The sequence below is a fragment of the Streptomyces avicenniae genome, from assembly GCF_000719135.1.
Taxonomy (GTDB): Bacteria; Actinomycetota; Actinomycetes; order Streptomycetales; family Streptomycetaceae; genus Streptomyces; species Streptomyces avicenniae.
In genome coordinates this window covers 666,856-684,298 of the sequence record NZ_JOEK01000009.1, presented here as the reverse complement: position 1 = coordinate 684,298, position 17,443 = coordinate 666,856, and the positions used below count along the sequence as shown (strand labels likewise).

General features: G+C 73.5%; 17 protein-coding genes. 6 read left to right on the top strand and 11 right to left on the bottom strand.

Going from position 1 to position 17,443, the window contains the following annotated elements:
* Nucleotides 1–24: 24 nt before the first annotated feature.
* On the top strand, nucleotides 25–4,242 hold the full coding sequence (locus IF27_RS18085; RefSeq protein WP_190233009.1) for an RHS repeat-associated core domain-containing protein: 4,218 nt from the start codon (nucleotides 25–27) through the stop codon (nucleotides 4,240–4,242).
* Between the two features lie 128 nt (nucleotides 4,243–4,370).
* Nucleotides 4,371–4,697: a hypothetical protein gene (locus tag IF27_RS18080; protein WP_190233008.1), complete on the top strand. Its 327-nt coding sequence runs from the start codon at nucleotides 4,371–4,373 to the stop codon at nucleotides 4,695–4,697.
* On the opposite strand, the gene IF27_RS18075 is transcribed toward IF27_RS18080, so the two are convergent.
* The gene (locus IF27_RS18075; protein WP_052850620.1) at nucleotides 4,694–5,281 is read right to left on the bottom strand and encodes a TetR/AcrR family transcriptional regulator; all 588 of its coding nucleotides are present in this window, start codon (nucleotides 5,279–5,281) and stop codon (nucleotides 4,694–4,696) included. The genes IF27_RS18080 and IF27_RS18075 overlap by 4 nt on opposite strands.
* 130 nt (nucleotides 5,282–5,411) lie before the next feature.
* Here IF27_RS18075 and IF27_RS18070 point away from each other — a divergent pair, with 130 nt between their 5' ends.
* Both IF27_RS18070 and IF27_RS18065 read left to right on the top strand, forming a co-directional pair.
* Nucleotides 5,412–6,263: an NmrA family NAD(P)-binding protein gene (locus tag IF27_RS18070; protein WP_052850619.1), complete on the top strand. Its 852-nt coding sequence runs from the start codon at nucleotides 5,412–5,414 to the stop codon at nucleotides 6,261–6,263.
* Nucleotides 6,264–6,407: 144 nt separating this feature from the next.
* Nucleotides 6,408–6,989 carry a DUF305 domain-containing protein gene (locus tag IF27_RS18065; RefSeq protein WP_052850618.1) on the top strand — a complete coding sequence of 194 codons (582 nt, stop codon included), beginning with the start codon at nucleotides 6,408–6,410 and terminating at the stop codon, nucleotides 6,987–6,989.
* 27 nt (nucleotides 6,990–7,016) lie between these two features.
* On the opposite strand, the gene IF27_RS18060 is transcribed toward IF27_RS18065, so the two are convergent.
* From IF27_RS18060 to IF27_RS18050, 3 genes are all read right to left on the bottom strand, one after another.
* Nucleotides 7,017–7,466: a MarR family winged helix-turn-helix transcriptional regulator gene (locus tag IF27_RS18060; RefSeq protein WP_052850695.1), complete on the bottom strand. Its 450-nt coding sequence runs from the start codon at nucleotides 7,464–7,466 to the stop codon at nucleotides 7,017–7,019.
* Between the two features lie 139 nt (nucleotides 7,467–7,605).
* Entirely contained in the window at nucleotides 7,606–8,916 is a 1,311-nt protein-coding gene (locus IF27_RS18055) for an aspartate aminotransferase family protein (RefSeq protein ID WP_052850617.1), read from the bottom strand.
* On the bottom strand, nucleotides 8,913–9,755 hold the full coding sequence (locus tag IF27_RS18050) for a nitrilase-related carbon-nitrogen hydrolase (protein ID WP_052850616.1): 843 nt from the start codon (nucleotides 9,753–9,755) through the stop codon (nucleotides 8,913–8,915). Before IF27_RS18050 ends, IF27_RS18055 begins: the two co-directional genes overlap by 4 nt.
* Nucleotides 9,756–9,990: 235 nt before the next feature.
* On the opposite strand from IF27_RS18050, the gene IF27_RS18045 reads away from it, so the two are divergent.
* Complete coding sequence (locus tag IF27_RS18045) at nucleotides 9,991–10,734, top strand: hypothetical protein (protein WP_052850615.1); 744 nt, start codon at nucleotides 9,991–9,993, stop codon at nucleotides 10,732–10,734.
* 71 nt (nucleotides 10,735–10,805) lie between these two features.
* Complete coding sequence (locus tag IF27_RS18040; protein ID WP_052850614.1) at nucleotides 10,806–11,570, top strand: GntR family transcriptional regulator; 765 nt, start codon at nucleotides 10,806–10,808, stop codon at nucleotides 11,568–11,570.
* Nucleotides 11,571–11,578: 8 nt separating this feature from the next.
* Here IF27_RS18040 and IF27_RS18035 read toward each other — a convergent pair whose 3' ends face one another.
* The 7 genes from IF27_RS18035 to IF27_RS18005 form a co-directional block, all read right to left on the bottom strand.
* Nucleotides 11,579–12,004, bottom strand: a complete 426-nt coding sequence (locus IF27_RS18035; protein WP_052850613.1) for a DUF6278 family protein — start codon at nucleotides 12,002–12,004, stop codon at nucleotides 11,579–11,581.
* A 74-nt stretch (nucleotides 12,005–12,078) separates the two neighbouring features.
* Nucleotides 12,079–12,858 (bottom strand): exodeoxyribonuclease III, encoded by a 780-nt coding sequence (locus IF27_RS18030; protein ID WP_052850612.1) that lies wholly within the window; start codon nucleotides 12,856–12,858, stop codon nucleotides 12,079–12,081.
* A gap of 49 nt (nucleotides 12,859–12,907) precedes the next feature.
* A complete protein-coding gene (locus IF27_RS18025; protein ID WP_052850694.1) occupies nucleotides 12,908–13,552 on the bottom strand; it encodes an MBL fold metallo-hydrolase in 645 nt (214 codons plus the stop codon).
* A 50-nt stretch (nucleotides 13,553–13,602) separates the two neighbouring features.
* Complete coding sequence (gene pssA / locus IF27_RS18020; protein ID WP_223291098.1) at nucleotides 13,603–14,373, bottom strand: CDP-diacylglycerol--serine O-phosphatidyltransferase; 771 nt, start codon at nucleotides 14,371–14,373, stop codon at nucleotides 13,603–13,605.
* 70 nt (nucleotides 14,374–14,443) lie between these two features.
* Complete coding sequence (locus tag IF27_RS18015) at nucleotides 14,444–15,091, bottom strand: phosphatidylserine decarboxylase (RefSeq protein ID WP_052850610.1); 648 nt, start codon at nucleotides 15,089–15,091, stop codon at nucleotides 14,444–14,446.
* Between the two features lie 530 nt (nucleotides 15,092–15,621).
* The gene (locus tag IF27_RS18010; protein WP_052850609.1) at nucleotides 15,622–16,590 is read right to left on the bottom strand and encodes an HpcH/HpaI aldolase/citrate lyase family protein; all 969 of its coding nucleotides are present in this window, start codon (nucleotides 16,588–16,590) and stop codon (nucleotides 15,622–15,624) included.
* A gap of 54 nt (nucleotides 16,591–16,644) precedes the next feature.
* Nucleotides 16,645–17,421, bottom strand: coding sequence for a TetR family transcriptional regulator (locus IF27_RS18005; RefSeq protein WP_190233007.1), 777 nt, complete (start codon nucleotides 17,419–17,421; stop codon nucleotides 16,645–16,647).
* Nucleotides 17,422–17,443 lie beyond the last annotated feature (22 nt).

Here is a 17,443-nt window from a genome sequence, read left to right as displayed (position 1 = left end):
GCGTTCCGCAACGAGTTCGACGGTGTGCCGGGGAACTTGGAGAAGCTGCGGGATTCCTACGACTTATGTGCGCAGGCGTTGCACACGTACTGGCCGAAGCTCCAGACGGCGCAGGGCCAGGCGGATCGTGCCCTGGACCGTGCGATAGCGGCGCAGGCCGATCTGACGTCGGCGCGGGCGTCGTTGGGGGATGCGCAGGACTGGGTGTCGCGGGCCGGTGACGAGTCTGACCGGCTCCAGCGCGAGGGCGAACGCGACAACGCCCCGCCGCCGGACGAGGCGGAGGTCCGTGCGGCGACCCGCGACCGCCAGGCCGCCGACGCGGCACGTGACGCCGCGCAGGCGCGTGTCGATACCGCGCAGGATTCCCTGGACGCGGCCCGTGAACTGGCGCGGCAGGCACGCGAGATGAGGGAAGAAGCCGCGCGCGAGGCGGCCCGTGACATCGATGAGGCGTCCGACGCCGGGATCCGGAACCGCCGATGGTGGGAGGACGCGGTTCATTGGGTGAGCGAGAGCTGGGACACCGTCGTTGACGTGTGCCGGGTGATCGTCGCCGTCCTCGGCGTGGTGGTGCTGATCATCGGCGGGCCCCTCGCCTGGGCCGTCCTCGCCGCGGCGCTCGTCGTCCTGACCGACACCCTCGTCGGATACGCGCGCGGCGAAGCCGGACTCTTCGACGTCGCGTTCGCCGCGCTGGACTGCATTCCGGGCGTGCGTGGCCTCACCACCCTCGGCGGACTCGCGCGGGGACTTCGCGGCGGCCTCAGCGCCGCCCGCACCGGACTGCACGGCCTCCGCGCCGGGGCGGCCGGGATCGGGCGCGGCATCCGGAACACCGGCCGGGAGATCGGCAGCCTGTTCTGCCGCAGTGATCCGATCGACATGGCCACGGGCGACGTGGTGATGAGCGCCCTGGACGCCGAACTCCCCGGCGTCCTCACCCTCGCCGTCCGGCGCCACCACCGGACGTCGGTCGTCAGCGGCCGGTGGTTCGGCTCCTCCTGGGCCTCGACCTTCGACCAGCGGCTCGTCCTCGGCGCAGAAGGCGTCAGGTTCTGCACCGAGGACGGCATGGTCCTGCACTACCCCACCCCCCTGCCCGACGACCCCGTGATGCCCGTCGAGGGCCCCCGCTGGGCGTTGTCCTGGTCGGGTGTCCCCGGCGACCCGATGCGCGTGCGGCAGACGGAGAGGGGGCACGTGCTGACGTTCTCGCCCGTCGCCGGTCGGCGCGGCGGTGAACTGCCCGTGACCGCGCTCGTGGATCGCAACGACAACCGCATCGACGTGCTGTGGGACGGCGCCGGAGCGCCCACCGGCCTGGTGCACTCGGGCGGCTACCGCCTCGGCGTGACCACGGACGGGAGGCGTATCACCGAACTACGGCTCGACAGCCACCCGGGTCACCCGGTCCTGCGTCGCTACACGTACAGCGCGCGTGGCGACCTCACCGGCATCCACAACGGCGAAGGCGTCGCACAGCACCTCCACTACGACGACCGCCACCGTGTCACCGGCTGGGAGGACCGCAACGGCCTCCGGTACCGGTACACGCTCGACGCGGAAGGACGCTGCACGGCGACCGAGGGGACCGACGGCGCGCTGTCCAGCCGCATCGTCCACGACGCGGCGTCCCACCGGACGCTCTTCACCGACTCCCTCGGCCACACCACCGTCTACCAGTTCGACGACAGCTATCGGCTGATCACCGAGACCGACCCGCTCGGTCACCACACCCGCCGTACCTGGGACCGTTACGACCGGCTCCTCAGCCTGACCGACCCCCTGGGCCGCGTCACGACCCATGTCCACGACGAGGCGGGCAACCGGATCGCGACCGTCCGCCCCGACGGCGCACGGACGACGGCCCGGTTCGACGGCACGGGCCTGCCCGTCGATGTCACCGAACCCGGCGGGTTGACCTGGTCGTTCGCGTACGACGACCGGGGGAACCTCACCCGCGTCACCGACCCCGTCGGCGCCACCACGCGTCACACCTACGGCCCCGGCGGCGGGCTCACCAGCACCACCGACGCCCTGGGCGGCACGCTCACCTGCACGTCGGACGCCGCGGGCCGTACGGTCGCGACGGAGGACGCCCTGGGAGCGCGCACCCGGTACGACTACGACCCGTTCGGCCGGGTCACGGCGATCACCGGCCCGACGGGCGACCGCACCACCTTCACCTGGGACGCGGACGGGCTGCTGACCGGCCGCGTCTCACCCAGCGGCGCGCGGGAGCGCTGGGAGTACGACCACGAGGGCAACGAACTCGCCCATGTGGACGCCGCGGGAGCCGTCAGCCGGACCGAGAGCGTCTTCTTCGACCGGCCGCTCGTGCGCACCACGCCGGACACGGGTCGGCTCGTCCTCGCCTACGACACCGAGCTGCGCCTCACGTCCGTGACCAACGCGCAAGGTCTCGTCTGGCGCTACACGTACGACCCGGTGGGCAATCTGCTGGCCGAGACCGACTTCGACGGCCACACCACGACCTACCGCCACGACGCGGCGCGGCAGCTGGTCCAACGGGTCAACGGCGCCGGCCAGTCCGTCACCTGCCGCCACGACGTGCTGGGGAACACGGTCGAACGGTCGCACGAGGGCGGCACCAGCCGGTTCTCGTACGACGCCCTCGGCAGGCTCGTCACGGCGGGCGACGGGGCGACGCGCCTGCGCCTTGAGCGGGACGCGCGGGGCCGCATCGTCGCGGAGGAGTGCGACGGCCGGACGCTGGTCCGTCGTCACGACGCGCTGGGCCGGTCAGTCCACCGCCGCACCCCGAGCGGCGTGGAGAGCCGCGTGGAGTACGACGCCGCCGGGCGGCCCGCCCTCCTGCTCACCGCCGGATCGGCACTGCGCTTCTCCCACGACCCGGCGGGCCGTGAGACGGCCCGGGGGACGGACCGGTTCCGCATCGACCAGGAATGGGCCCCGGGCGATCTGCTGGTCGCCCAGCGCGTGACCCGAGCGGGCGCGGCGCCGACCCACCGGCGCTACTCCTACGGGGCGGCGGACCGGATCACGGAGATGAGCGCGCCGCACTCCGGCGCCCGTGGGTTCGCACTGGACGGTGCCGGGCGCGTCACCTCGGTGAGGGGCGCCGGATGGTCCGAGCGCTATGCGTACACCCCCGGCGGTGACATCGAGGACGCCCGCTGGCCCGCGGCGTCGGAGACCGAGGTCGGCCACATCGGTGGCCGCGCCTATGCGGGGACGCTGGTCCGCCGCGCCGGACACACGCTCTTCGAGCACGACGGCGCGGGCCGCATGGTGCGCCGCACGCGGAAGCTCCTGTCCGGCGGCTCGCGGACATGGACGTACGCCTGGGACGCCGAGGACCGGATGACCGCGGTCACGATGCCGGACGGCAGCCGCTGGACCTACGGCTACGATCCGCTGGGCCGCCGTACCGCGAAGACGCACTTCGGCCCCGACGGCGCGTGGCGCGAGGAGTACCGCTTCGTGTGGGACGGCACGGTGCTCGCGGAGGAGCGGCACCTGCCGTCGGGGCGGGTGATCACGTGGGACTGGCACCCGGACGAGGCCCGGCCGGTGGGACAGGCCGTCGGCGTGGAGGGTGGGGACGGCCCGCGCTTCTTCGCCGTCGTCACCGATCCGGTGGGCACGCCCGTGGAACTGCTCGACGCCGACGGTGAGCCCGTCTGGCACGGGCGGGACACGCTGTGGGGTGTGCCTCTGCTCGCCGGGCGGGACAGCGGCGAGGTGTCCTGCCCCCTGCGTTTCCCCGGCCAGTACCGCGACGCCGAGAGCGGGCTGCACCACAACTACTTCCGCTACTACGACCCGGCCCTCGGCCGCTACATCAGCCCCGATCCCCTGGGCCTGGCAGGCGGCCCCAACCCGGCCTGGTACGGCCCCAACCCGCTGGAGTGGACCGACTTCTTCGGCCTGGCGCTCTGCCGCAGGGCCCCTCGGCTGGAGGACGGGAACCACAACGAAGGCTGGCAGCACATCGACGAACGGCACATCACCGGCGATGCGCCGAAGGGGCCGGGTGACCTGATGCCACCGACGACTACGCGCGAGCAGGTACTCGCGGCCACCACCCGGATGGTCCGCAGGGGAACACGGGTGTCCGACCCGAGTAGGCGCATGCAGGTGTTCGAAAGCCGTATGCGGGTGAACGGGCACCGCGCCAACTACCGGCTTGTGGTGGACTCGGAGGACGGCAACCGCGTCATCACCTTCTTTCCCATGGGCAGGAGTTTCGAGTGACCCTCTGCGTCGAGTTCCGTGTCCGGGAGCCGTTGGAGGAGCAGGTCTCAGGGTTCGACCTGGGGGATGTGGACCTGAGGGGTTCCGGCGGGGAGACGTCGTCCCGGGGGCGTCGGCCGGATCAGGGGATGATGATCCACCTCGCGCTGACTGATCTCCTCGACGGGGCGCGGACGCTGGTGAGCCGTGAGCGTCCGGGACGGACCTGGAAGTTCGTGGGGACGGACTCGTCGTTCGTCCTGGATTTCCGCCTGCTGCGTGACGGGCGGCTGCGGATCTCGCAGGGCGGGCGGGTGCTGGACGAGTCGGACGCGGGGGAGACGCTCGCCGAGTTGCTGCGGGCGGCCGAGGAGTTCGCCGCCGTACATCTGCCGCCGCTGCCGGAGGACGACGCCGCCCGTGGGGACCTCGTCGCGTCGCTGGAGGACTTCCGCGCCTACGTCGCGGGCCGCTAGTCCCGCGCCGGCGCCGTGGCGGCGATGCCGTCGATCATCAGGCCGAGCTGCCGGTCCGCCCGGTCGGGTGGGAGCTGGTCGCGCAGCCATGCCGCCGCGCTGATGAGCGCGAAGACGTCGTCCGCCGTCACGTCCTGCCGGACCGCACCCGCCGCCTTGGCGCGGCCGAGCAGGGCCTCGCCCGCCGCGCCCATCCGCTTGCAGGCGCCGTACAGCTCGGACGACGTGTCATCGAGGCTCCCGAGCAACTGGTCGGCCAGGCCGCTGTAGACGGCGGCGTGGGCGGTGACCGCGCGCATCCAGCTGGCCAGCGCCGCGCCGGGGTCCTGGTCGGTCAGCAGGGTGTCGCCCAGCGCGAACACGTCGTCCTGCCGTTCGCGCAGCAGCGCTCCGAGGAGCGCCCGGCGCGTGGGGAAGTGTGCGTAGAGGGTGCCGATGGCGACGCCAGCGCGGCGCGCGACCAGTTCCAGCGACGCCTGGGCGCCCTGCTCCTCGAAGACGGTCCGCGCCTCGGCGAGCAGCCGGTCGTGGTTGCGCCGCGCGTCGGCGCGCATGCGGCGCGGCGTGCTGCCGGGGGAACTCATGCCCGCACTGTACCGACCCCCGCGGCTGACAAGTCGAGGGCTCCTCATGTATAACGGGCGGACAAACCCGAGGGCCCCTCGCTTTCGCCTGCGGCACGGCGCCGGGCCCGTCACGGCAAGGAGGCACGACATGATCGTGGTCACCGGGGCCACCGGCTCCATCGGCACCCGCCTCGTACGGCGGCTCACGGCGGCGGGCGCGGACTTCCGCGCGGTGGTCAGGGACGCGCGCTCGGGCGCCGCCCTCGGCTGCCCGTACGCCGTGGGCGACCTCGACCGCCCCGAGACCCTGGCCGCCGCCTTCGCGGGAGCCGACCGCCTCCTCCTCAACGGCCCGGGGGCCATACCCACCGCGGGACCGCAGCCGATGATCAGGCAGCAGAAGGACGCCATCGACGCCGCCGTGTCCGCCGGGGTCGCCCACATCGTGAAGGTCTCCGCCCTCGGCGCGCGGCCCGGGGCCAAGCTGTCGCTCGGCGCCCACGCGGAGATCGAGGCGCACCTCGCCGCGTCGGGCGTCGCCTGGTCGCTCCTGCGGCCGACCGGCTACATGGAGAACTTCTTCACCGGCCAGGGCTCCACCCCCGTGGCCGGGGACATCGTCGGTCCGTACGGCGACGGCCGGGTCGCGTACGTGGCCGCCGACGACGTCGCCGCCTGCGCCGCCGCCGTGCTCACCGGCGCGCCCGCCACGGGCGGGACGTACGCCGTCAGCGGGCCGGAGGCGCTGGACCACGCCGAGATCGCCGCGCTGCTCACGGCGGCGCTCGGCCGCCCCGTCGCCTACCGGGACGTACCGGCGGCGCAGCGGGCCGCCGAGCTGCGGGACGGCGGCCTGCCGCCCGGGTTCGTCGCCGATCTGGTCGAACTGTGGGCCGAGATGGCGGCCGGGGCGCAGAGCGAGGTCACCACCGCCGTGCGGGACCTCACCGGCGTCCGGGCCGTCACCTTCGAGGAGTTCCTGCGCGACCGGGCGGCGTGACGCGCCCCCGGCCCCCGGGACGCGCGGGCGCGGACCGGGCGGAACTTAGGATGAGCCGCATGGCCGTCACGCGACGTCGGCGCATACCGGTGGACCGCTTCCCGCAGCCCGCCCCGCACGCGCCGCACCAGGAGCCGCACCTCCATGACCGCACACCGCCCGCCGTCCCGCCGCGCCCCCCGCACCGCCGTCCTGGCCACGCTCCTCGTCCTGCTGACGGCCCCGCTGGCCGCCTGCTCGGGGGGTGACACGGCCGCCACGGCCGACGCCGCGCCACGGGGCACGGCGCGCGCGGTGGACGAGGAGCACAACGCCGCGGACCTGGCCTTCGTCCGCGCGATGATCCCCCGTCACCGGCAGGCCGTCGCACTCGCCGGACTGGTCGCGGACGGCTCCGGCTCCCCCGAGGTCCGCGCGCTCGCCGAGCGGATCGCCGCCTCCCAGCGCCCCGACATCACGACGATGACCGGCTGGCTCACGGCGTGGGACGGCCCCGCGCCCGACGCCGCCGACGACCTCCCGCCCGGGCTCGCCGACGCGCAGGGCGCGGCCCTCGACCGGGCCTTCCTCACCGAGATGATCCGGTGGCACGAGACGGCCGTGGAGCTGGCGGGGGCCGAACTCGCCGAGGGCGTCCACCGCCCGGCCCGCGAACTGGCCCGCGCGGTCGTCACGACGAGGACGGCGGAGATCGGCGAGATGAACGCGCTGCTGGCCGAGGGCTGACGGCGGCAGCGGCGGGACGCGGCGGCGTCAGCCGTCGTCCGCCGGGCCGCCCGCCGGGCCGTCCGCGCGCTGTGCCTCCGCCTCGTACGTCAGCATCGTCCGGACGAACAGCGCCCGTTCTGCCGGGGACAGCGGCTCGAACGCCTTGCGCCACGCCACCGCGCCGTTGGCCAGCCACCGTTCGATCGCGGTGCGGGTCTCCGCGTCCTCCGTGATCGTGACGATGGTGCGCCGCCGGTCGGCCGGGTCGGCGCGGCGGTCCAGCACACCCTGGCGGCTGAGGTCGCTCACCATGAGGCTGACGGTGGTCGGCGCGACCTCCAGGCGTTCCGCCAGCTCGCCCACCCGCAGCGGGCCGTCGAACAGCAGGTACGCGAGGAGCGACAGGTGCCGGGGCGCCAGGCTGAGGGACCGCAGGCGCTCGGGCAGCGGCGTCCGCTTCAGCCGTCCGACGACCCGGGGCATCTGGAGCAGCATCGCCCGGACCGCCTGGTCGGAGCTGAGCGCCTCCTGGCCGTCGTCCGCCCTCACCCGTCACCGCCGCCCTCGCGCCGCCGTCCACGTCCCGTCCCGGTTCACCGTACCGGAGCCCTCGCGACGGCGGCCCCGGCCCGCCTCAGCCGCCCTCGGCCGCCGAACCGGCCCGCGCCAGCGCCCGTTCCAGCATCCCCGCGCCCTCCTCGGCCTCCGCCTCCGTGAGCGACAGCGGCGGCGCGATCCGCAGCACGCTCCCGCCGGGGGCGCCGCCCTTCCCGATGAGCAGCCCCTCCTCCCTGGCCGCCTCAAGCGCCAGCGACGCCGCCTCGGGCCACGGCCGGTCGGTGCCCGGCCGCACCAGCTCGACGCCGATCATCAGCCCGCGCCCCCGCACCTCCCGCACGTGGTCGAGGCCCGCGCAGGACGCCCGCAGCCGGGCCAGCAGCGGGCCGCCGACGCGGCGCGCGTTCCCCGGCAGGTCGTGGTCGAGGAGGTGCCGCAGGTTGGCCAGCCCGGCGACCATCGTGACCGGGCTGCCGCCGAAGGTGGAGATCGAGTTGGCCGACAGGCCGTCCATCACCTCGGCGCGGGCCACGACGCCGCCGATCGACATGCCGTTGCCCAGGCCCTTGGCGAACGTCAGCATGTCGGGCGGGCCGCTCGCCGCGTGCGCCTGCCAGCCCCAGAAGTGGTCGCCGGTGCGGCCCCAGCCCGTCTGCACCTCGTCGCTGATCCACAGGATGCCCCGCTCCGCCAGCACCTCGCGGAACGCCGCGAACAGCCCGTCGGGGCCCGACGTGAAGCCGCCCACGCCCTGCACCGGCTCGGCGATCAGCGCGGCGACCTGCCCGCCCGCCTGGTCCAGCACGTCCCGCAGGTCCGCGACGCAGGCCGCCGTGAAGTCCGCGTCCGACAGCGCCGCGAACGGCCCGCGCGTGCGCACCGAGCCGTGCACGTACAGCGTCTGGAGCGGCGAGAGCGTCGTCGGCGACCAGCTCGTGTTCCCCGTGACCGCCACGCTGGAGAACGACCTGCCGTGGTAGCTGTTGCGCATCGCCAGGATCTGGTTCGAGCGCCGGTGGGACGTCGCCAGGAGGAGCGCCGTGTCGGTGGCCTCCGTGCCCGACGAGGTGAAGAAGACCCGCGCGTCCTCGATGCCGGACAGCTCCGCGATCCGCTCCGCCAGCTCGACCATCGGCCGGTTCAGGTAGAGCGTCGAGGTGTGCAGGACGCGCGTGGCCTGCCCGGCGACGGCCTCAGCGACGGCGGGCAGCGCGTGCTCCGTCATCGTGGTGAGGATGCCGCCGAAGAAGTCGAGGTAGCGGCGGCCGTCCGCGTCCCACACGTGACGGCCCTCGCCCCGCGTGATCTCCATCGGCCGCCCGTAGTACAGCGACAGCCACGACGGCAGCACGGCGCGGTGCCGCGCCCACAGGTCGTCGCCGCTCATGGCCGCACCAGCTCCCCGTAGGCGTCCGGCCTGCGGTCCCGGTAGAACGCCCACTCCTGGCGCACCGTCCCGATCAGCCCGAAGTCCAGGTCGCGCACGACCAGTTCGTCCGCGTGGTCGTCGGCCGCCTCGCCGACGAGACGGCCGCGCGGGTCCACGAAGTAGCTGGTGCCGTAGAAGTCGTCGTCCCCGTACGGCTCGACGCCGACCCGGTTGATCGCCGCGACGAAGTACTGGTTCGCCACCGCCGCGGCAGGCTGCTCCAGCCGCCACAGGTGCGACGAGAGGCCGCGCGACGTCGCCGACGGGTTGTACACCAGCTGCGCCCCGGCGAGCCCCAGCGCCCGCCAGCCCTCGGGGAAGTGCCGGTCGTAGCAGATGGACACGCCGATCCGGCCCACCGCCGTCTCGAACACGGGCCAGCCCGCGTTCCCCGGGCGGAAGTAGTACTTCTCCCAGAAGCCGGGGAGCTGCGGGATGTGGTGCTTGCGGTACCTGCCCAGGTACGAGCCGTCCGCGTCGATGACCGCCGCCGAGTTGTAGTACAGCCCTGGCGCCTCCACCTCGAAGACCGGCGCCACCACCACCATGCCCGTCTCACGGGCCAGGTCCCGCATCCGGCGCACCGTCGGCCCGTCAGGCACCGGCTCCGCCCAGCGGTAGTGCTCCGCCTCCTGCACCTGGCAGAAGTACGGCGCGTTGAACACCTCCTGGAAACCGATCACCCGCGCCCCGCGCCCGGCCGCCTCCCGCGCGTACGCCTCGTGCTTCGCGAGCATCGACTCCGTGTCGCCCGTCCACGCCGCCTGCACCAGCGCGGCCCTCACCACGTCCGCCATCCACCGCTCCCGTCTGCCGCCGCCGCGCACACCGCGACCGGCGCGTTCCGGGCTCGACGCTAGAAGTCGTCACGCACGGTGGCAAGGGCATCGGCGGAGCGTCGCGGCCGTGTCCGCCCCGCCGACCCCCGGCGTCCGCCCGGAGCACACGGGGGCGTACCGGGGCCGCCCCCCGGCGTACTCGTTCCCCACGGCCCCTCGTCCCCCGGCGCGCGCGCCGGTAGAGTCCCCGCCCATGGACGAGGACGCGCTCACCCTCCTGACCGCCGTCGCCGTCGCCGCCCTGGCCGCGTTCGTCGTGGGCTGGGCCGTGCGCGCACGGCTGACCGCACGGGCCAGGCGCAGGCAGCAGCGGTTCTTCGGGCTCCCCGACAACTCCGAATGCCTGCTCGTCGTCAGCAGGGACACCGGCACGGACGGGGCCGTCGCCAGGAACGACGTCTTCGCCCTGCTGGAGCTGGCCGCCGTCGTGAAGAACTGCGGCGCCAAGGCCGAGGTGGTCTCGGGCGAGAGCACGCGCCAAGGCTTCGGCGAGCGCACGGAGTTCTGCCTCGGCGGGCCCATGAGCAACCGGCGCATGGCCGCCCACCTGCACAGTCTGCTGCCCGGCGTGCGGGTCAACACCGACAGCGAACCCGGCCCCGACCGTGGCGCGTTCACCGTCGGCAGCGAGCGCTACCGGCTGGAGAACGGCTCGGTCGAGCACGTCCTGCTGGCCCGGCTCACGGCGGGCGAGGAGGGCCGTCCCGTCTTCCTCGCCTGCGGCCAGCGCTCCATAGCCGGGCAGGCCGCCGTCCGTTACCTCGCCAGGCACCACGTGCGGCTGGCGCGCAAGCACGGCTCGGGCGGCAGCTTCGTGCTGCTGCTGCGCGTCGTCAACTCCCAGGCCTACGGCCCGGATGTGGTCGAACTGGTCGCCGACGTCACACGCAGCGCCACCACCGCGCGACCGAAGCTCACGACCAGTGAGGAAAACTGACGCGCGGTGACGTAATCTGGCTCCGGGGACGCAGGGCGCACGCACGCCGCCCGCGGAAGGGAGTTCAGGGGATGGGTGAGAGCCGGCCCGTGTACCAGCGCATCGCCGACGATCTGCGGCAGCGGATCGACGAGGGGAGGCTGGCGGTCGGGGCGCGCATACCGTCGAGAGCGCAGCTGAAGCGCTCCTACGGCGCGAGCGACCAGACGGTGGACCGCGCGGTACGGGTGCTCAAGTCGGCCGGGTACGTGAGCGGCCAGTTCGGCCGGGGGGTCTTCGTCAGCGACCGGGTGCCGATCGGGGCGCTGCTGCGCTCCACCGACACCGTGGACTCGCCGCTGGCCGCCCGCGTCACCGTCCCCGCGCGCGGCCCCGCCGACGAGCCGCAGCTCGCGTGGGAGGCCGACTCGGCCACCGCCGTCGCCCCGGCCGCCATCGCCCAGCGGCTGCGCATACCGGCGGGCGAGCGCGTCATGCGCACGTCCTACGAGTACCTGGCCGACCGGCGCCCGCTGCAACTCGCCACCAGCTGGGAGCCGCTGGCCCTCACCGAGGGCACCGACGTCGTCTTCCCCGAGCGCGGCCCCTACGCGCGCCGGGGCGTACGCGGCCGGTTCGCGGCCATCGGCATCCGGATCGTCGAGGCCAAGGAGATGATCGGCTCGCGCCCCGCCACCACCCCGGAGGCCGAGGCGCTCGGCTGCACGCCGGGGCAGTGCGTCACCTCCGTCGAGCGCACCCACTACGACGCGGAAGGGCGCCCCGTCGAGACGTCCGACACCGTGCTGCTCGGCGACCGCTGGCGGCTTGAGTACGCGATCACCTTCGGCCGCTGAGCGGGGGCTCAGTCGCCCGCGACCTCGGCGTAGACCTGGGAGAGTTCGGGCGAGCCCGTGTCGGCCCAGTCCTCGCCCGCGGCGACGACGTCCACCTCGCGGCCCGACGCCATCACCACGATCGGTCTGCCGCCCGGCCCCGGGACCCACCGGGCGCCGGGCACCGTCCGCACCAGGACCGTCCCGAGGTAGAGCCCGGCGTCGTTGGCGAGCCAGGGCAGCTCCTCGGGGTCGTCGCGCCAGCGCGGCAGCAACTGGTCCAGCGCTTCGAGGGAGACGGGCGTGTCGCCCAGCACCACACCGGCGTGCAGCGCCCGGTCGCGGAGCAGGTCGCACTCGGACAGCAGCTCAGCCACCCCTTCGGGGTCCGGCCAGGCGTCACGCACGGTGGTGGTGGACTGCTTGCGCCAGTTGTCCAGGAAAGGGATGTTCATGCCTTCCAGGGTCCCACTCCTTCTGTCACCCGCACCACAGGCACGCGTCACCACTTGTTCACAGATCCGGTCGTTCACACGTCCAGATCGATCACCACCGGCGCGTGGTCGGACGCGCCCTTCCCCTTCCGCTCCTCACGGTCCACGTACGCATCTTTGACGGATGAGGCGAACGCCTGGTTCCCGTAGACGAGGTCGATCCGCATGCCCCGGTTCTTCGGGAAGCCCAGTTGCCGGTAGTCCCAGTAGGTGAACGGCCGGTCGTACTTGAGCGGACGCGGCACCACGTCGGTCAGTCCGGTGGCGCGCAGGGCGGCCAGGGCGGCGCGCTCCGCCTCCGTCACGTGCGTGGCGCCCTCGAACACCGTGATGTCCCACACGTCGGTGTCCTCAGGCGCCACGTTGAAGTCGCCGAGCACCGCGAACGGGCGGGCACCGGCCGCGTCCGCCGCGACCGAGGTCCGCAGCGCCCCCAGCCACTCCAGCTTGTACGTGTAGTGCGGATGCCCCACCTCGCGCCCGTTCGGCACGTAGACGGACCACACCCGCACGCCCCCGCACGTCGCGGCGACCGCGCGCCGCTCGGCCACCCCGTCGTACTCGGGGCAGCCCGGCAGGCCGTGCGTGACGTCGTCCAGGCCGACGCGCGAGAGGACGGCGACGCCGTTCCACCGCCCGTCGGCGTGCACGGCCGCCTCGTACCCGGCCGCGCGCAGCGCCTCGGCGGGGAAGGCGTCCAGGTCGCACTTCAGCTCCTGGAGGCACAGCACGTCGGTGCCGCTGCTCTCCAGCCAGGCCAGCAGGCGCTCCAGGCGGACGGTGACGGAGTTGACGTTCCAGGTGGCGATACGCATGGCAGTACTTCCGGACGGCGGGGACGGGCGGGCGGGGGCGGGCTGCTGCTCAGACGGTGACGGACGCGCCGGGGGCGAGCCGGTCGTACGCGGCCTTCCCGACACCGATGCCGTCCGGGCCCAGCAGCCTGCGGTACAGGCCGAGGCCGGTGTCGCTGAGCAGGCTGTCGTGGACGGCGTACGCCTGCTCGGGCCCCACGGCCCGCAGGTAGTCCACGACGTCGGCGACCTTGTTCCACGGCGCGTGGACCGGCAGCAGGAGGGTCCGCACCGGGCGCTCGGGGACGGTCAGCGCGTCCCCGGGGTGGAACACCTCGCCGTCCACGACGTAGCCGACGTTGGTCACGCGCGGCAGATCGGGGTGGATGACCGCGTGCCACGTGCCGTGCGCCTCGACGGCGAATCCGGCGGCCTCGAACGTGTCGCCGTCGCCCACGGTGTGGACACGGCCGGGGAAGGCGGCGGAGATCTGGTCGGCGACGCTGAGCGGGCTCCAGATCTCCGCGCCGGGCGACGCGTCCAGGGCGGCCCGCAGGCGGCCCTCGTCGAAATGGTCGGGATGCTCGTGCGTGACGAGCACGGCGTCGGCGCCCACCGCCGCGTCCGGCTCGCTGAAGCCGCCCGGGTCGATGACGAGCGTGCGCCCGTCCTTGGTGAGCCGGACGCAGGCGTGGCCCTTCTTGGTGAGCTGCATGCGCGCCATTGTGCTACGGGCCACCGACAGTGGCCCGTAACGCCCGGCGGTCAGGGCTCGATTCCGGCGCGCGCCTCGCGGCGGTTGTCCCGGAACGCGTACACGCGGCGCGCCATCGCGAACAGGGGGATCACGGCGCCCAGCACCAGCTGGAGCGCGCAGCCGGTCTGGAGCATGAGCAGGCCGCCCGGTGCGTCGAACGCCCAGCCCGTGAGCAGCGCCATGCTCAGCACGATCCACGCCAGCATCGCGGCGGCCAGCGGGCCGCGCGGCTTCGGGTACTCGACGCGGCTCACCATCAGCCAGGCGACCCCGACGATGGCCAGCAGCGTCGGCGTGAACGGCAGTTCCAGCAGCACGATGGAGACGACGGTCAGCGCCCCGAAGGGGCTCGGCATGCCCTGGAACACGCCGTCCGGCATGGTCACGCAGCTGAATCTGGCCAGCCGCAGCACCACCGCGAGCAGCACCACCGTCGCCGCGAGCGCCGACAGCGGTTCGTGGATGTCGCCGACGACCATGCCCCACACCAGCACGAAGTAGGCCGGGGCGAGACCGAAGCTGATCAGGTCGGACAGGTTGTCCAGCTCGGCGCCCATCGGCGAGGCGCGCAGCTTGCGCGCGACCAGGCCGTCGCACAGGTCGAAGACCGAGGCGAGGAGCATGAGCAGGACGGCGGTCGCCGCGTTGTTCCGGACGACGCCCGCGTCCCCGCTGTTGGTGAGGTGCGGGATCAGCACACCCGTGGTCGTGAAGTAGACCGCCAGAAAACCGCAGGTGGCGTTGGACAGGGTGAGCGTGTCCGCTATCGACAGCCGCATGGACAGCGGCAGCCCGTCGTCGGTGTCCTCGTCGTCCTCGACGGCCGTCCAGCGCGCCGGGGCGTTCCGGTCAGTCACGGTCAAGACGTGTCACTCCCGCGATGGTGTGCTGGCCCACCTCGACGGCGGGATCGATCCCCTCGGGCAGGTAGACGTCCACGCGTGACCCGAAACGGATCAGCCCCACGCGGTCGCCCTGCTCGACCTTGCAGCCCTGCGGCACGTACGGCACGATCCGCCGCGCGACGGCGCCCGCGATCTGGATCATCTCCAGGTCGCCCAGCTCGCTGTCGAAACGCCAGACCACGCGTTCGTTGTTCTCGCTCTCCTTGTCGAACGCCGGGACGTAGCCGCCCGGGATGTGCTCGACGGACTTCACGGTCCCGGCGACCGGCGCGCGGTTCACGTGGACGTTCAGCGGGCTCATGAAGATCGCCACCCGCGTCCTGCCGTCGGGCCACGGCATGATGCTCTGCACCACACCGTCCGCGGGACAGATGACCCGTCCCTCGCCGATCTCCCGCTCCGGGTCGCGGAAGAACCACAGCATTCCGGCGGCCAGCGCGGTGACCGGCACGGCCGCCGCGGCCCACCGGCCGGAACGGCGGGCCTTCACCAGGCTGACGCCCGCCGCTGCCACGGTGGGCAGCAGCCACGGGGACGCACCGCGCGCCAGTCGCACGGAGCGACCTGGTTGGGGAGAAGAGCGGTAAGGCATGCGAGACCTTCGTAGCGGGGAAACCACGCCTTTCCGAAGTGGCGCGGCTGGTTCGATGCTATAGGTCCCGGGCGGTAACTCGGCAAGCCAGCGGGCCGGTCGCGGCCGGATGTCCCGTCCGCCCGGGTCCTTCGTGGGGGAGATCACGCCCGCGCGCGGCGTGGAACAGGCGTTTTCCCTCCCGTCCTCATCTCCGCCCGGGGGCACGGGACTTCACGAGGCCGTCACACGGCGCGCGCGTGGCCGTCCGTGCGAGAGGGCCGTGACCGCGCATTTCCCGGCAATTGGCCGGAGGGGGCGCGGGCGCGTTCCGTAACACCCGTCCGGGTCTGCGACCGGGAGGTTTTCGGCGCGCCGGTCGCCGGTGACTTCCCGTGCAGGGCAAAGAACGTGTGCCCGAGATTTTGCGAGACATTTCTCTGGCCGGAAGTCGCCGCTGCCGCCGCGCATTCGGGCGCCGGGGCCCGCGCCCCCGCCGTGACCTGCGCCGGGACCGTTCCGGGGCGGGCCTGCGGGGCGCGTGGGGCGTGTCAGGCGGGCGGGGTGAAGGCGGACGTGCGCCGCAGCCCGGCGGCACGCCCCTTGCCCGCGACGACGAGCGCCATCTTCCGGCTCGCCTCGTCGATCATCTCGTCGCCCAGCATCGCCGCGCCCCTGGCGCCGCCCGCCTCCGAGGTGGCGTACGCGTAGGCGTCGAGGACGAGTTCGGCGTGGTCGTAGTCCTCCTGCGCGGGCGAGAAGATCGCGTTGCACGCCGCGATCTGGTCCGGGTGCAGCACCCACTTGCCGTCGAAGCCCAGCGCCGCCGCCCGCCGCGCCACCTCGTCGAAGCCCTCGGCGTCGCGGATGAGCAGGTACGGGCCGTCGATGGCCTGGAGGCCGTGCGTGCGCGCGGCGAGCAGGATGCGCATCAGGATGTAGTGGTACGCGTCCGCAGGGTAACCAGGCGGCTGTTTGCCGACGGTGAGCGACTTCATGTTGAGGGAGGCCATGAGGTCGGCGGGCCCGAGGACCAGCGTCTCCAGACGCGGTGACGCGCCCGCGATCGCGTCCACGTTCACCAGGCCCTCGGCGCTCTCGATCTGCGCCTCGATGCCGATGCGCCCCACGTCGAGCCCGTTCGCGCGCTCGACCTGGGTCAGCAGCAGGTCGAGGGCCCGCACCTGCTGCGCGTCGGCGACCTTCGGCAGCAGCAGGCAGTCGAGTTCGGCGCCCGCGCCCTCGACGACGGTGATCACGTCGCGGTAGGTCCACTCGGTCGTCCAGTCGTTGACCCGGACCACGCGCGTCCTGCCGTCCCAGCTGCCCTCGTTGAGCGCGGCGACGACCCGGTGCCGTGCCTCCTCCTTCGCCGAGGGCGCGCAGGCGTCCTCCAGGTCGAGGAAGACCAGGTCGGCGGGGAGCGTCCTCGCCTTGTCGATGAACCGCTGGCTGCTGCCCGGCACGGCCAGGCTGGAGCGGCGCGGGCGCTGGGGGCGCTGCGGGCGGTACGCGGTCACGTGCGGGACCTCCGGTGGGGGTGCGGGACGGTGCTCGGGGGCCGACGAGACGGCTCAGGGGCGCGCGGGGCCGCGTCCCGGACCGGCGAGCGCCCGTTCGATCGTGCGCATGACCTCGCTCAGCGGCGCGTCCGTGCGCGCGACCGTGACCAGGACCTCGCCCTGCGTCGAGGCGGCGACCGGCGGGTGGCCGCCCGCCGCCGCGATCACCGGCAGGGACGCGAAGGTGCGGCGCACGATGGCGAACGCGTGGTCCAGCTCGGCCTCGACGTCGCCCTCGCCGTCCCTGCGCAGCCAGCGGCGCAGCACGTGGTTGTGGGCCGTCACGACGGCGGCGGCGGCGACCTCGGCGAGCAGCGGCTCGTCGCCGTTGTGGGAGTTCTCGTCGAACTGGCTGAGCAGGTAGCGCGTGAACAGCCGCTCGTACCGGGCGACGGAGGCGATCTCCCGCTCGCGCAGCGCCGGTACCTCGCGCGTGAGCCGGTAGCGCTGCACCGACACGGCGGGGGAGGCGGCGTACATCTTCATGACCTCTTTGATGCCGCGGCACACGGTGTCGATCGGGTGCTCGTGCGCGGGCGCGGCGCCGAGGACGGTCTCGGCGCGGACCAGGGTGTCGTCGTGGTCGGGGAAGATGGCCTCTTCCTTGGAGCGGAAGTGCCGGAAGAACGTCCTGCGCGCCACTCCTGCGGTCGCGGCGATCTCGTCCACCGTGGTCGCCTCGTAGCCCTTCGTCGCGAAGAGTTCCATGGCGGCGTCGGCGAGCCGCCGCCGCACCTTGAGGCGCTGGGGCGTGCTCGGCTGACGGGCGGGCTTCACGGGAAGAGCCATGAACTGAACGTACTCCATGGCC

Coding starts and splice junctions, on each gene's coding strand:
- IF27_RS18080 (WP_190233008.1), top strand. CDS start 4,371: ATGATGATCCACCTCGCGCTGACTGATCTCCTCGACGGGGCGCGGACG.
- IF27_RS18075 (WP_052850620.1), bottom strand. CDS start 5,281: ATGAGTTCCCCCGGCAGCACGCCGCGCCGCATGCGCGCCGACGCGCGG.
- IF27_RS18070 (WP_052850619.1), top strand. CDS start 5,412: ATGATCGTGGTCACCGGGGCCACCGGCTCCATCGGCACCCGCCTCGTA.
- IF27_RS18065 (WP_052850618.1), top strand. CDS start 6,408: ATGACCGCACACCGCCCGCCGTCCCGCCGCGCCCCCCGCACCGCCGTC.
- IF27_RS18060 (WP_052850695.1), bottom strand. CDS start 7,466: ATGCTGCTCCAGATGCCCCGGGTCGTCGGACGGCTGAAGCGGACGCCG.
- IF27_RS18055 (WP_052850617.1), bottom strand. CDS start 8,916: ATGAGCGGCGACGACCTGTGGGCGCGGCACCGCGCCGTGCTGCCGTCG.
- IF27_RS18050 (WP_052850616.1), bottom strand. CDS start 9,755: ATGGCGGACGTGGTGAGGGCCGCGCTGGTGCAGGCGGCGTGGACGGGC.
- IF27_RS18045 (WP_052850615.1), top strand. CDS start 9,991: ATGGACGAGGACGCGCTCACCCTCCTGACCGCCGTCGCCGTCGCCGCC.
- IF27_RS18040 (WP_052850614.1), top strand. CDS start 10,806: ATGGGTGAGAGCCGGCCCGTGTACCAGCGCATCGCCGACGATCTGCGG.
- IF27_RS18035 (WP_052850613.1), bottom strand. CDS start 12,004: ATGAACATCCCTTTCCTGGACAACTGGCGCAAGCAGTCCACCACCACC.
- IF27_RS18030 (WP_052850612.1), bottom strand. CDS start 12,858: ATGCGTATCGCCACCTGGAACGTCAACTCCGTCACCGTCCGCCTGGAG.
- IF27_RS18025 (WP_052850694.1), bottom strand. CDS start 13,552: ATGCAGCTCACCAAGAAGGGCCACGCCTGCGTCCGGCTCACCAAGGAC.
- pssA (WP_223291098.1), bottom strand. CDS start 14,373: ATGCGGCTGTCGATAGCGGACACGCTCACCCTGTCCAACGCCACCTGC.
- IF27_RS18015 (WP_052850610.1), bottom strand. CDS start 15,091: ATGCCTTACCGCTCTTCTCCCCAACCAGGTCGCTCCGTGCGACTGGCG.
- IF27_RS18005 (WP_190233007.1), bottom strand. CDS start 17,421: ATGGCTCTTCCCGTGAAGCCCGCCCGTCAGCCGAGCACGCCCCAGCGC.